The organism is Hymenobacter tibetensis (assembly GCF_022827545.1).
GTDB lineage: Bacteria > Bacteroidota > Bacteroidia > Cytophagales > Hymenobacteraceae > Hymenobacter > Hymenobacter tibetensis.
Map to the genome: position 1 here is coordinate 3,611,181 of NZ_CP094669.1, position 13,156 is coordinate 3,624,336.

General features: G+C 61.1%; 10 protein-coding genes and 1 riboswitch. Of the genes, 9 read left to right on the plus strand and 1 reads right to left on the minus strand.

The window, feature by feature from the left end; genetic code table 11:
- The first annotated feature begins 19 nt into the window (after positions 1-19).
- The 6 genes from MTX78_RS14345 to cbiB all read left to right on the plus strand — a co-directional run bounded on the left by MTX78_RS14345 (position 20) and on the right by cbiB (position 8,675).
- Positions 20-1,657, plus strand: coding sequence for a RagB/SusD family nutrient uptake outer membrane protein (locus MTX78_RS14345; protein WP_243795498.1), 1,638 nt, complete (start codon positions 20-22; stop codon positions 1,655-1,657).
- Between the two features lie 71 nt (positions 1,658-1,728).
- Positions 1,729-3,036, plus strand: coding sequence for a YdcF family protein (locus tag MTX78_RS14350; RefSeq protein ID WP_243795505.1), 1,308 nt, complete (start codon positions 1,729-1,731; stop codon positions 3,034-3,036).
- Between the two features lie 15 nt (positions 3,037-3,051).
- Entirely contained in the window at positions 3,052-5,118 is a 2,067-nt protein-coding gene (locus MTX78_RS14355; protein ID WP_243795508.1) for a glycoside hydrolase domain-containing protein, read from the plus strand.
- A gap of 105 nt (positions 5,119-5,223) precedes the next feature.
- Positions 5,224-6,696, plus strand: a complete 1,473-nt coding sequence (locus MTX78_RS14360; protein WP_243795515.1) for a cobyric acid synthase — start codon at positions 5,224-5,226, stop codon at positions 6,694-6,696.
- 12 nt (positions 6,697-6,708) lie between these two features.
- Positions 6,709-7,737: a pyridoxal phosphate-dependent aminotransferase gene (locus MTX78_RS14365; protein ID WP_243795523.1), complete on the plus strand. Its 1,029-nt coding sequence runs from the start codon at positions 6,709-6,711 to the stop codon at positions 7,735-7,737.
- Positions 7,716-8,675 (plus strand): adenosylcobinamide-phosphate synthase CbiB, encoded by a 960-nt coding sequence (gene cbiB, locus MTX78_RS14370; RefSeq protein ID WP_243795525.1) that lies wholly within the window; start codon positions 7,716-7,718, stop codon positions 8,673-8,675. The genes MTX78_RS14365 and cbiB overlap by 22 nt, the downstream gene beginning before the upstream one ends.
- Here the strand turns inward: cbiB and MTX78_RS14375 are convergent.
- Positions 8,634-9,992, minus strand: a complete 1,359-nt coding sequence (locus tag MTX78_RS14375) for a cobyrinate a,c-diamide synthase (RefSeq protein ID WP_243795528.1) — start codon at positions 9,990-9,992, stop codon at positions 8,634-8,636. The two genes, cbiB and MTX78_RS14375, sit on opposite strands and share 42 nt — an antisense overlap.
- Before the next feature lie 37 nt (positions 9,993-10,029).
- On the opposite strand from MTX78_RS14375, the gene MTX78_RS14380 reads away from it, so the two are divergent.
- The 3 genes from MTX78_RS14380 to MTX78_RS14390 all read left to right on the plus strand — a co-directional run bounded on the left by MTX78_RS14380 (position 10,030) and on the right by MTX78_RS14390 (position 13,154).
- Positions 10,030-10,566 carry an AAA family ATPase gene (locus MTX78_RS14380; protein WP_243795530.1) on the plus strand — a complete coding sequence of 179 codons (537 nt, stop codon included), beginning with the start codon at positions 10,030-10,032 and terminating at the stop codon, positions 10,564-10,566.
- A gap of 36 nt (positions 10,567-10,602) precedes the next feature.
- A riboswitch (cobalamin riboswitch) is annotated at positions 10,603-10,807 on the plus strand.
- Positions 10,808-10,836: 29 nt separating this feature from the next.
- Complete coding sequence (locus MTX78_RS14385; RefSeq protein ID WP_243795533.1) at positions 10,837-12,057, plus strand: ABC transporter substrate-binding protein; 1,221 nt, start codon at positions 10,837-10,839, stop codon at positions 12,055-12,057.
- Positions 12,054-13,154 carry a FecCD family ABC transporter permease gene (locus MTX78_RS14390; protein WP_243795535.1) on the plus strand — a complete coding sequence of 367 codons (1,101 nt, stop codon included), beginning with the start codon at positions 12,054-12,056 and terminating at the stop codon, positions 13,152-13,154. Before MTX78_RS14385 ends, MTX78_RS14390 begins: the two co-directional genes overlap by 4 nt.
- Positions 13,155-13,156 lie beyond the last annotated feature (2 nt).

Sequence of the window (13,156 nt, forward strand, 5' to 3'; positions counted from 1 at the left end):
TGCCTTACTCTTTCAACTCATGAAAAATAAGATTCTCGTACTGGCGCTGGCCGCCACGCTGGCCGGTTGCGACAAAGACTTTCTCGATCAGGAGCCCAAAGCCAGCCTTTCCTCCACCGACCTCAACAACCTGGCCGCGGTGGAAGCCCTGATAACGGCAGCGTACGCGCCCCTGGGTGGACAAATCGACGACGCCAACAACGCCTTCAACTCGCCGGGCACCAACTGGACCTTCGGCGACGTGGTATCCGACGATGCCTACAAGGGCGGTGGCGGCGTGGGCGACCAGAACGGCATGCACCTGATGGAAATCTTCCTAACCAACGCCAACATCATTGATGTGGACCGCAAGTGGCGCGCCGGCTACGAGGGCGTTGCCCGCGCCAACCGCGCCATTCAGGCCGTCAACAACTTTGCGGGCATGAGCGCCGAGCAGAAAACCATCCGGCTGGGCGAACTGCACTTGCTGCGCGGGCACTACTATTTCGACCTCAAGAAGGTGTATAACCGCATTCCGTGGGTGGACGAGACGCCGCGCACCATCACCGAGTACGACATTCCGAACAACCTATCGGATGCCGAGCTGTGGAAAAACATCGAGAATGATTTCCTGCTTGCGGAAACCAGCTTGCCCGCCAAGCAGGCAGATTTGGGCCGCCTAACCAAGGGCGCCGCCACGGCCTACTTGGCCAAGCTCTACCTCTACACCAAGGACTACCCCAAGGTAATTACCAAGGTGGACGCGCTGCTGGCCACCGGCCTCTACCGCCTCAACGATAACTACCACGACAACTTCGACCCCAGCAAAGAGCACGGCCCAGAAAGCCTGTTCACCATCGAGCGGTCCATCCGCGACGGTACGCCCAGCAACTACCGCGGCAGCCTCGATGAGCGCCTCTTGAACCCTGGCGGGCCGTTTTACCCGGTATACGGCTTTGACGCGCCCAGTCAAGACCTAGTGAATGCCTTTAAAACCACGGCCGCCGGCCTACCCCAAACCGACAAGTCCGACGTGGGCACCAACGACTCCGTGGACCCGCGCCTCGACCACGCGGTGGCCCGGCCGGGCATCCAGTTTCTGGACTTGGCTCCCTACGCCGCCTCTTGGGTGCGCGATGCTGGTACCTACGGGCAGTTTTCGTTTAAGAAGCGTATGGTTAGCTCCCGCTCCACGTTCTACCTCAACCAGTTCCCGTGGGTTAGCGCGCTGAACTACGACATTATCCGGTTGGCCGATGTGCTGTTGTTTAAGGCTGAAGCGCTGGCGGAAACCGACAACCTGGAAGGCGCCCGCACCATCGTCAACCAAATCCGCCGCCGCGCCACCAACGACCAAGTGCGCAACGCCGATGGTACCCCCGCCGCGCGCTACAACGTGGCCCCGTACACCGCCGTCTGGACCGACCCCGAGGTGGCCCGCCAAGCGGTGCGCACCGAGCGCCGCCTGGAAATGGCCTTGGAAGGTCACCGCTTCTTTGACTTGGTGCGCTGGGGTGTTGCCGACCAAGTGATGAACGAGCACTTCGCCCGCGAGAAAAGCCGCCGCACCTACCTTTCCACGGCCCGCTTCGTGAAAGGCACCCACGAGTACTGGCCAATTCCGCAAACCCAGCTTAATCTCAGCAAAGGGCTACTAACGCAGAACGCCGGCTACTAAGGCCACCCGCCGCGCCGGGGCAGCTCAGGCTACCTACGGCGCGGCTTTTTTGGGCTCCAAACCAAGCATACATGCTAGATGATAACGTGAAACGCGCCACTGCCCACCGCTTTCCGGCGGGGCTGTGGCGCGCTTTTTTTGCCCTGCTGGCTTGCTTCAGCGGGTTGGCTTTCACTGGTTTCGGCCAGTCGCCATTTCCTCGGCCAGCGGCCGCCTACGCTGATTCCGCCCTGCTAGCTCAGGCGTTTCCGTTGCTCTCAGTCTTCGAGGAAAGTCCGGCGCTGCAACGGGCGCTCCAAAACGATAAGGCGTTGCAGACCGTTGCCCGTCGCCAGGCTGCGCGCTCCTACCAGGCCCTTAGCGAAGGCACGCCGGATGCACAACGCTACGCAGATTCGGTGGTGTGGAAGCCTCAGGAAATTCGCCTTATCCAGCAAGCCTTGGTTCACACCTACGCAAATAGCCCGGAATTTCGGGCGCTGCTGGCGCCCACTATAGGTCCAGCTGGCCGCTATCCGCTCTACCTGAACCGGCCGGACACCGCCGTGCTGCGGCTGGCCTGGCAAGATGCCGCACGGGGTTTGAACCGGATTCTACGGGTGTACTTGGCTAACCAGAAGCCGCGCTATCCGGCCATCGACTCCAGCAGTTTTCCGCGGCACGATGCCACATTAGCCCAAAAAGTGCGCACTGCATTACTGCCAGTCAGCAAAAAACAACGCCAGCGCCCAACCGCCTATTACGCCTTGCCACTGCAAGCAGCCCGGCTGGCCTTGCGCCTCAACGACCGGGACGAAGCCATTCGCTACGAACCTCTAAGCGCGGGCCTGAACCAGGCTCCGCGTGCCGCAGTACGCCATACCACTTGGGCGCGCTACCCCTACAGCGTGCTGCTAGTGCCCGGCCTAGGACCGGAAAAGCCCGGCGTTGCGCTCGATACATTGGGCGCTTTCCGTTGCCGGCTGGCGGCGGCGCGCTACCGGCAAGGCTTGGCGCCTTTCATTGTGGTATCGGGTGGGCATGTGCACCCCAACAAGACGCCTTATTGCGAGGCCGTGGAAATGAAGAAGTACCTGGTGCAAACCCAGGGCCTGCCTGATTCGGTGGTGTTCATTGAACCTTATGCCCGCCACACCACTACCAACCTGCGCAACACCGCCCGGATGCTCTATGCCTTTGGCATCCCCACCGACCGGCCCGTACTTGTCGTGACCGACGTTTCGCAAAGCCGCTACATCCTGGGAATGGAAGAGCGCTGCCGCCGCGAGCTTGGCTACGTGCCGTACCGCGGCTTGCAGAAGGTATCCTCGGAAGAAAACGCCTTTTTCCCCGTACCGGCAGCCCGGCAGCCCGACCCTTACGATCCGCTCGATCCATAACGTGTAGTAAACAACATGAAATATTTCTGGTGGATAATACTGAGTGTGCTGCCCCTGCTTGGCCGAGCGCAAACGGCCGCGCCGGTCGAGCAAGTCAACGTGTTTCTGGGTTCGTCCGGCGACCATGGCCAACTCTCGCCCGCGGCTTCGTACCCGTTCAGCATGGTTAGCCTGGGGCCCCAGACCTACCCCAACACTCACACCGGCTACGAGCATTTGGCCCGCAAATTCCTAGGCTTCACCCACAACCGGTTCGAGGGCGTGGGCTGCATGGGCAGCGGCGGCAACTTGCTGGTGAAGCCCTTCATGGGCCGGCAACCCCAGCAAACCGAGCTGCTCAAAGCCGCGGAGCAAGCCGAGCCAGGCTACTACAGCGTCTCGTTCACCAATGGTCAAAAAGCGGAGCTGACGGTAGCCCAAAAGTTTGGCGTGCACCACTATTCGTTTCCAGCCGGCGACCCTGGGCTGTATTTTGATCTGAGCCACTCCTTCGTAAAGCGCTTCAAGCAGGAGCAGCACACCACCGAGGGCACGGTGCTTAGCGGCTGGATTGAAGCCGCTACCACCTGCGACGCGGGCCTGTACCGCCTGTTCTATTACCTAGAAATCAACCGCCCGGTGCAGTGGGAAACCACGGGCGCGCACCAACTGATTGCCCGCCTGTCCTCCTCGGGCAGTCCTGCCGAGGTAGAAGTGCGGGTAGCCTTTTCCTCGGTCAGTGTGGCGTATGCGAAGGCCGGGCTGCGCCGAGAATCTTTCGTGGCGCTCCGGCAGCAAAGCAGCCAGGCTTGGAACGCGCTGCTAAACCGGGTGCAGGTGCAGGGCGAACCAGCGCGCACCAAACTGTTCTATTCTATGCTGTACCGCACGTTGCAGTCACCCTACGTGGTGTCGGAGCCTGATGGCAGCTATCAGGCCATTGATGGCTCACGGCAAATGTCGCGCATGCCCATCTACAACGGCTGGGCCGTCTGGGACAACTACCATACCCAGTTGCCCTTGTTGTCGTTGGTGTACCCCACCGAGTTTCAGAACATAGCTGCTTCGCTGGCCAACCTCTACCGCTTCGGCAAAAAAGACTTTGCTACCAAGCACGAGCCGTCGCCTACCGTGCGCACCGAACACGCTATTGTAGTGTTGCTCGATGCCTACCGCAAAGGCTACAAAGTGGATTTGCGCGGCATCCGCGACTCGTTGATCAGTGAAGTGAACCGCCTCGATTATTCGCACCCCGATAAGGCTCTGGAATCATCTTATGATGCGTGGGCGCTAGCCGGGATTCTAGCCGAACTCAAAGACGACAAGCTAAGCGCGCAGTACCGGCAGAAAGCTCTCGGCTACCGTAACTATTGGCGCAAAGATTTCGCGGATATAACTCAGCCCGATGTCGATAAGCTGCCGGCGCGGGGCATGTACCAGGGCACCGTCTGGCAGTATCGCTGGGCCGTGCCGTTCGACGTAAAAGGCTTGATAACGCTAATGGGCGGCGAAGCGGCCTACCGCCAGCAACTCGACAATTTCTTCGCCGGCGACTTCTACAACCACGCCAACGAAACCGACTTGCAGGCCCCGGCGCTCTACAACGCCTCGCAGCAGCCCTGGAAATCCCAGGCCCTCTTGCACCAACTGGCCGTGGACACCGTGGTGCAGCACTATTTCAACGACAATAGCCGCGGCATTGACCCCTACATTGGCCGCATCTACCAAAACCAGCCCCAGGCCTACCTGCGCACCATGGACGACGATGCCGGCGCCATGTCGGCGTGGTACGTGCTGACGGCGTGCGGCCTCATGCCCGCCTGCGTGGGTGAGCCAGTGTACTACCTGTCGTTGCCGTTGTTTGAAAAGCTAACGCTTCAGGTAGCTCCCAAGAAAACCTTAGCTATTCAGGTAGAAAACTACAGTCCCGTACGGCGCTACATCCAGTCGGCCAAACTGAACGGCAAGCCTATTGAGCGTAACTGGCTGACCCACCAAGAAATAGCGGCGGGCGGCACCCTCACGCTGGTAGCGGCCGATACGCCGAATCTTACCTGGGGCGTGCAGCAACAATGGATTTCCGATGGGCAGGCTGTGAAGTAAGTAAGGTGCCGCGCCAACAATTCACTGGAAACGTCTCTTTAGGGTGGAAGGCGCACGGGTCGGATTACCGCTTACTTTTGCCGCCCTTCGTCTTTCCTCGCCCTTATGCTTCGTTCCATCATGTTTGTCGGTACTGCTTCCGACGTAGGCAAGAGCATCATCACGGCTGGCTTTTGCCGCATCTTCCGGCAAGACGGCTACCACCCTGCCCCTTTCAAGGCGCAGAACATGTCGTTGAACAGCTACGCCACGCCCGAGGGGCTGGAAATTGGGCGGGCCCAGGCCATGCAGGCGGAAGCAGCGGGCATTGCCTGCCACGTCGATATGAACCCCGTACTGCTCAAACCTACCTCCGACCAAGCTTCCCAAGTGGTGCTCAACGGCCGGCCCGCGGGCACGCAGTCGGCCTACGAATATTTCCGCGAAAACGACCGGCACGAACTGTTTCGAGCGGCCACGCAGGCGTACGACCGGTTGGCTGCTCGGTTTGCCCCCATTGTGCTCGAAGGCGCGGGCAGCATTTCGGAGCTGAACCTGAAGCGCCGCGACATCACCAACCTACGCATGGCCCGCCACGCGGGGGCTGCCACCTACCTGATTGCTGACATCGACCGGGGCGGGGTATTCGGCAGCGTGTACGGCACGTTGGCGTTGCTGGAACCCGAAGAAAAAGCTTGCATCAAAGGCATCATCATCAACAAGTTTCGGGGTGACGCCCGGCTCTTTGCTGAGGGCCGGCAGCAGCTCGAAGACCTGACGGGCGTGCCCGTGGTAGGCGTACTACCCTATTTCCGCGATATTTATTTGGAAGAGGAAGACTCCGTTGCCTTAGCCCGCAAGCAACACAGCGGCGGGGTGGCAGGACAGGTGAACGTGGCCGTAGTGCTGCTGGGCCGCATGTCGAACTTCACGGATTTCGATGCTCTAAGCCAGGACCCCCGGGTGCACCTGTTTTTCACGCACGACGCCACCGACCTAGCGGGTGCCGACATAGTTATACTACCGGGCAGCAAGAACACCATCGACGACCTACTAGCACTACAACGTAGTGGTTTGGCTACCGCCGTCCGGCAGGCGCACCGCGCCGGCAAAACGGTGGTGGGTATCTGCGGCGGTTACCAAATGCTGGGGCTTTCGGTGGAAGACCCTGCTGGCGTGGAAAGCTCGGTGGCTGCCGCCGCTGGGTTGGGCTTGCTACCGGTCCGCACCGTGCTGCAAGGCGACAAAACTACTCAACAGCGCCGTTTCACCTTCCTCGACCACCCAACGGCCGACTGCGTGGGCTACGAAATCCATATGGGCCGCACCACCCCCGACGGCCCGCCGCAACCCGTTGCCATGCTTGCTGACGGCACCCCGGACGGGTACGTGGCCAGTGCCCGTTGCTGGGGCACCTACCTGCACGGCATCCTCGACAACCAATCCGTTATCGACCACCTACTGGCGCCCTACACCTCGCAGCAACGCGCTGCTCCCCTGGACTTTGCGGCGTACAAGAACAGTCAGTACGACCGGCTGGCGGCGCTTATTCGCGAAAACGTAGACCTGAAACAGGTGTACGCGGCCCTCCACTCCTAACTCTAGCTTCTTATGCTGCATGGTCACGGCGACGACGGCTACCTCCATTCCCAGCCAATTAAGGCGGATTTCAGTACCAACGTCTGGTATGGCGGGCCGCCCGCGGGGCTGCAGGAATACGTGTTCAGTCAGTGGCCCACCGTAACCCGCTACCCGGAAGTGCTGGCCGAGAGTTTGGCCGCCCAAGTGGCTGCGCACCACGGCGTGCCCCCGGCGCAGGTGCTGATAGGCAGCGGCACCACCGAGAGTATCTACCTGGTAGCACAGGCCTGGGCGGGGCGGCGCACCACTATCCTCACGCCCGCCTTTGCTGAGTACGAAGACGCCGCCCGCCTGCATGGCCACTCGTTGCGTTTTCTGCCGTGGCAGGAACTACAGGCAGACACTGTGCTCGACACGGACCTGGTGTTCATCTGCAACCCCAACAACCCCACTGGCAGCGTGCTAGAGCAGCATGTGCTGGTTGCATTGCTAGAACGCCATCCAAATACGGTGTTTGTGCTCGACGAGGCTTTTCTGGAGTTCACCATCCGCATTACAACTGCTATTCCACTGCTGGCCCGGTTCAACAACCTGATGGTGTTGCGCTCCATGACCAAGGCCTACGCCATACCGGGCCTGCGGCTTGGCTACATGGTGGCTTCGGCGGCGCTTATCAGCCAGCTCACGCAATGCAAGATGCCGTGGGCGGTGAATGCGCTGGCAGCGGCAGCCGGTCATTTTTTGTTTGCTCACTACGCGCAGGTGCAGCCCCCAATCCAGCAAGTATTGCACGACAAGGCTGCTTTAGTGGCGCAGCTTCGTCTTAACTCTGGCATCGAGGTTTTACCTAGCCATACGCACTTTTTTCTGGCGGCCACCAAGCGCGGCACTGCCGCCGACCTCAAACACTGGCTGCTCTCCCAGCACGGGTTGCTCGTGCGCGACGCCGCGAATTTTCGGGGTCTCACGCCGCAGCACTTCCGCGTGGGCGCCCGTAGTGCCACCGACAACAACTTGCTGGTAACTGCTTTACAAAAATGGACCGATTTCGCCGATTAGCCGCACCGCTGGCCGCTGGCTACGCCCTCGATTTACTGCTGGCCGACCCGGAAGGATGGCCCCACCCGGTGCGCACCTACGGTGCACTCATTGCCTCCGGCGAGCGGCAACTCAACCACGGCTCGTACCGCTTTGCCAAAGGCGCGGTGCTGGCAGGTGGCCTGGTAGGCGGTACTTTTGGCGTGTTCCAGCTCCTGGACCGCGCCCAACGCCACCTGCCGCCGCTAGTGGGCCTTGCCATTAACAGCGCGTGGGTGTTCTATGGCTTGGCGAATACGGGGCTGGTGCGCGAAGGCCATGCGGTGTTTGCGGCGTTGGAAAACAACGGCCTGGAAGCCGGGCGCCGGCAACTCGCCCGCATTGTCGGGCGCGACACAACCCAGCTGGATGTGCAGCAGATTCGGACGGCAGTGCTGGAAAGCCTGGCCGAAAACCTCAGCGACGGAGTGGTTGCCCCGTTGTTGTACTACGCTCTGGCCGGAGTACCGGGTCTGATGGCCTACAAAATGGTGAACACCCTAGACTCCATGCTCGGCTACCACAGCCCACGCTACGAGCAGTTCGGCAAGTTCGCGGCCCGCCTCGACGATGTGGCGAACCTGGTGCCGGCCCGCCTTACGGCCGGCTTATTGGCGGCGCTGGGTGGCAGCTGGCGCGGTTTTCAGTTTATCTTCCGGTATGGGCACCAGCACAAAAGCCCTAACGCCGGCTATCCGGAGGCGGCCCTAGCGGGGGTGCTGAACTGCCGGTTCGGCGGGCCGAATACCTACCACGGCCAACTAGTGGTCAAGCCCTACATCGGTAACAACCCGCGCCTGCTGGCGGCCACCGAAATCAACCGGGTAGCCCAACTGAACCATGCCGTGTGCGCCGTGTTGGTGGCAGGCATTGTGGGCCTACTGTGGCACCGACGCACCCCCAGAGCTGGCCTCGAGTAACTGCTCGATAAAGGCGGTATTTTCAGCCCAGTACAGGTGCACGTAGGAAGCCCACACGTTGCCCTGCCGGTAAAGCTGCACGGGCACGGGTACGCCTTTGGCACTGGTAATATGGGCCGCTTCAGGCGTTAGGCCGTGGTCTTGCAGCTGCGAGTAATGAAACTCGTGCCCCTTCACGGTCAGGCCGTTCCATTCCACTACACGGTAGCCTAGGGTCATTTTGGCGTTTTCCAGGGAGGTAGTGCACGGCAGCACGCCCACCATGGCAAAAGCCTGTCCGTGCGTGTCAACCAGGTCAGTGCCCAGGTACATCAGCCCGCCACATTCGGCGTACGTGGTGCCGCCCGCCTGGCAATACGCGGCCACACTGGCGCGCATGGTTTCGTTGTTGTGCAGCTCGGCGGCAAACAGCTCCGGGTAGCCGCCGGGCAGGTACAGAAAGTCGATGCCGGCAGGTAAGGCTGCATCGGTTAGGGGGCTGAAGTAGCTTACCTCGCCGAACTCAGCCAGCGCCTGCACATTCTGGTGATAGGTGAAGGTGAATGCTGCGTCGCGGGCCACGGCAATGCGGCGGCGGGGCGTGTTCCTTTTGCTGGGCGCTTTCGTAGGAGTGGTGGGCACCGCTCGGCGCGTGACTTCGAGTAGCCGGTCGAGGTCCACCGTTTGCGGCAGGGCATCGGCCAGGGCGTCCACAATGGTTTCGTACTGAATATGGGTGTCGATGGACAACCCCAGGTGGCGGGAAGGAATGACGAAAGCCGGGTTGTTGGGCAGATAGCCCAACGCTTCCACGCCCACGTCCTGGCAGGCTTCGCGCAGAAAACTGTAGTGCGAAGCGGTGTTTACGAAGTTGAAAATGGCCCCTATCAGCTGGATGCCTGGGTAAAAGTTCTTGAACCCATACAACAGTGGCGCCACCGAGTAAGCCATGGCCTTAGCATTCACTACCAGCACCACCGGAATACCGAGCTGCTCGGCTACGTCGGCGGCACTGCCTTGCATGCGGTTGGCGCCATCGAAGAGGCCCATTACGCCCTCTACCAACGCTACGTCGGCCGCGGCGGCGTACTGGGCGTAGGTGGCCTGGGTGTGCGCGCTCGAAGCCATAAACACATCCAAGTTGAGGCTCGGGCGGCCTGCAGCCTGGGTATGATGGTGCGTATCCAGGTAATCGGGGCCGCACTTGAAGGGCTGCACTACCAGCCCGCGCCGGGCCAGGGCGCGCAGCAGGCCCAGCGTGAGGGTGGTTTTGCCGTTGCCGCTGGCGGGGGCTGCCAGCAGAAACTGAGATTTTTCAGCAGGGGAAGGTAACGGCACAGCAGATACTTTTGCGGGTGAAATCAAATCAAGCACGATGCCCCTCTACGTAATTTCGGGTGGCCCCGGGGCCGGCAAAACTACCCTGCTCGCTGCGCTATGCCAAGCCGGCTTTGCGGGAGCCGAGGAAGTTTCGCGCCAGCTCATTCGCGAATTGGTGGCGCAAGACAGCGAGCTAGTGCCGTGGCGCAACCTGGCCGGCTTTGCCGAACTAGCCCTGGCCCGCATGGTAACCCAGCACCAAGAAGCTACCCGCCGCGGCGGTGTCACGTTCTGCGACCGGGGCCTGCCCGACATCATTGCGTACTTGGAAGTGGCCGGCTTGCCCGTACCGCCCCCCTACTACGCCGCAGTGAAAGCGCACGCGTACCAAACGCCGGTATTCATGCTGCCGCCCTGGCTGGAAATTTACGTGAACGACGCGGAGCGCTGGCAGACCTTCGCCGAAGCGCAGGCGCTCTATAACGCCTTGCAGCACACCTACCAACGCCTGGGGTTCACGACGGTGGAGCTGCCCAAAACCTCGGTAGCGGTGCGGGTTGAGTTTGTGCGGCAATTGATAGAAACCCAGTAAACCACTGCCCGAAGCACGTCGTCCGGCATTTTCTTCTACATTTGCCGACGCATTTGGTAGTCGTTTCCGCGGTGCGGGACGACTTTAAAAGGGAATCCGGTGAGAATCCGGGACAGTCTCCGCTGCTGTAACCCCCTCCACAAGCCGGCTGATACGTAGGCGCCACTGGTTGATACAACAACTGGGAAGGCCATCAGCCGGTGGGGGAAGTCAGAAGACCTGCCGCTGCACCATACAGTCACAGCTTTCGGCAGAAAGGCTCGTTGTACCATGCCCCACTCCCCGCTTCTCCCCGGCCGTGCTGGGGACGTACCCGTTTATTTGTTGGTTTGCCGCAGCGTAGCGCTGCTTGGCCTGCTGTTGCTGTCCCCAGCGGGCTTCAGCCAAACTACCACCCCGCCGAAAACCCGACCGAAAGTTACTGCGGCGCCCGCCACCCGGGGCCGAACCACGGTGCAATACGCCAAGGGGTTCACCATCACTTATGCCGGCAACTGCAAGGTGGTTACCATTCTAAGCCCCTTCGAGCAGAAAACTACGGCTACGCGCTACTTGCTGGTGCCCCGCGGTACTGCCCGCCCCGCCGGCTACCCCGATGCTCAGGTTATTACCACGCCCATTCGCAGCTTGGTAGGGCTTTCGTCGATGCACGTGGCGCTGGCCAGTTTCCTCGGGGCCGATGATATTCTGGTGGGCCTGGGCAACTTCAAATACGCTTCCTCGCCGCGCGTACGGCAGCGCATCACGGAAGGAAAAATCTATGAAGTCGGTCAGGGCAAAGAACTCAACAACGAGCAGCTGATTGCCCGGCACCCCGACCTGGTGATGACCACCGGCTGGCCCGGCGAAAACCTCACCCGTTTCCAAACCTTGGCCGCGGCGGGCATACCCGTCATGATTAATTCGGAGTGGGTGGAGAAAACGCCCCTAGCCCGGGCGGAATGGGTGAAAGTGTTGGCTGTGCTACTCAATAAAGAAGACGTGGTCAACCAGAAGTTCGGGCAGGTAGCGCGCGAGTATCAGCGCCTGGCAACCTTGGGCCAGAAAGCTGCCAAGCGCCCCCGAGTGGTGGTAGGCATGCCGTTCAAGGATGTTTGGCACGTGCCCGACACCGACAGCTACATGGCTCAGTTTCTGCGCGACGCGGGTACCACCTACGCCTGGGACAAAACTAAGTCCCCGCAAGGCAGTCTGGCTCTGTCGTTTGAAACCGTTTCGCCGGTGGCCCTCACCGCCGATTATTGGCTACATACCGGCTCGGTTAGTACCAAGGCAGAAGTGGTGGCCCAGGATGCTCGCTACGCGGCTTTTGCATCCTTCAAAAGCGGACGCGTCTACAACAACAACCGCCGCACCAACGCCCAAGGCGCCAACGACTACTGGGAATCCGGCGCAGTCCGCCCCGACCTGGTACTGGCCGATTTGCTGAGAATCCTGCACCCCGAGCTGCTACCAGCTGGGGCTTTGTGCTACTATCAGCAGTTGAAATGAGCACAACCGTAAGGGTAGCGGCGACGGTGCCGCAACGTGTGCCGGCAGCAGCTGGCGCCCGGCGGCGTGCGGCGTGGCTAGTGGTGTTGGCTGGGTTGGTCGTGCTGGGTTTTGTGCTCGATATTGCCTTGGGCTCGGTGCGCATTCCACTTTCGGCCGTGGTTGATATTTTGCTTGGCCGGCCTGGGAAGACGCCCGCCTGGGAATTTATTGTGCAGCAAATTCGCTTGCCCAAAGCCCTGACGGCCTTGGCCGTCGGCAGCGGGCTGGCTGTTAGTGGCTTGCAAATGCAAACTCTGTTTCGGAATCCGCTGGCCGGGCCTTCGGTGCTGGGCCTCACGGCGGGTGCGGGCTTGGGGGTGGCGGTGGTGATGCTGGCCAGCGGCAGCGTGGCGGGCAGTTTTGCCATTCGGGCGCTGGGTATCGGTGGCAGTTGGAGCCTGGTGCTGGCCGCCACTACGGGGGCCGCGCTGGTTATGGGGCTGGTGCTGGCCCTTTCCGCCAAAGTGCGCGACAATGTGGTGCTGCTTATTGTGGGCATCATGATTGCCAGCGTCACCGGAGCCATAGTGAGTTTGTGGCAGTACTTCAGCGCCCCCGAGCAGATCCAGGAGTACTTGCTCTGGACGTTTGGTTCGCTGGGCGGCGTGGTAGGCGCCCACCTGACGGTGCTGGCCCTGGTGGTTGGTGTGGGGCTGGTGTTGGCGTTTGCGTCGGCTAAGTCGTTGAACGTGCTGCTGCTGGGTGAAAACTACGCCCGCAGCATGGGGCTACGAGTTGGCCGCTCCCGCACCCTTATTATTCTGAGCACCAGCTTGCTGGCAGGGTCCATTACGGCTTTTTGCGGGCCCATTGGGTTTGTGGGTATTGCGGTGCCCCACCTTACCCGGGCGCTCCTGCGCACCGCCGACCACCGCGTGCTATTGCCTGCTTCCTGCTTGGCCGGGGCCGCCCTCACGCTGGGCTGCGACTGTATCACGCAGCTGCCGGGCAGTCAAATCACCTTGCCGCTGAGCGTGGTAACCTCGTTGCTTGGGGCCCCGGTAGTATTGTGGGTGGTGCTGCGCCGCCAATCTATTCGCTCGTCTTTTTCTTAATC

What these genes read in the sequence shown, in the direction of transcription:
- MTX78_RS14345 (WP_243795498.1), top strand. Translation starts at nt 20, where the DNA reads ATGAAAAATAAGATTCTCGTACTGGCGCTGGCCGCCACGCTGGCCGGT.
- MTX78_RS14350 (WP_243795505.1), top strand. Translation starts at nt 1,729, where the DNA reads ATGCTAGATGATAACGTGAAACGCGCCACTGCCCACCGCTTTCCGGCG.
- MTX78_RS14355 (WP_243795508.1), top strand. Translation starts at nt 3,052, where the DNA reads ATGAAATATTTCTGGTGGATAATACTGAGTGTGCTGCCCCTGCTTGGC.
- MTX78_RS14360 (WP_243795515.1), top strand. Translation starts at nt 5,224, where the DNA reads ATGCTTCGTTCCATCATGTTTGTCGGTACTGCTTCCGACGTAGGCAAG.
- MTX78_RS14365 (WP_243795523.1), top strand. Translation starts at nt 6,709, where the DNA reads ATGCTGCATGGTCACGGCGACGACGGCTACCTCCATTCCCAGCCAATT.
- cbiB (WP_243795525.1), top strand. Translation starts at nt 7,716, where the DNA reads ATGGACCGATTTCGCCGATTAGCCGCACCGCTGGCCGCTGGCTACGCC.
- MTX78_RS14380 (WP_243795530.1), top strand. Translation starts at nt 10,030, where the DNA reads ATGCCCCTCTACGTAATTTCGGGTGGCCCCGGGGCCGGCAAAACTACC.
- MTX78_RS14385 (WP_243795533.1), top strand. Translation starts at nt 10,837, where the DNA reads ATGCCCCACTCCCCGCTTCTCCCCGGCCGTGCTGGGGACGTACCCGTT.
- MTX78_RS14390 (WP_243795535.1), top strand. Translation starts at nt 12,054, where the DNA reads ATGAGCACAACCGTAAGGGTAGCGGCGACGGTGCCGCAACGTGTGCCG.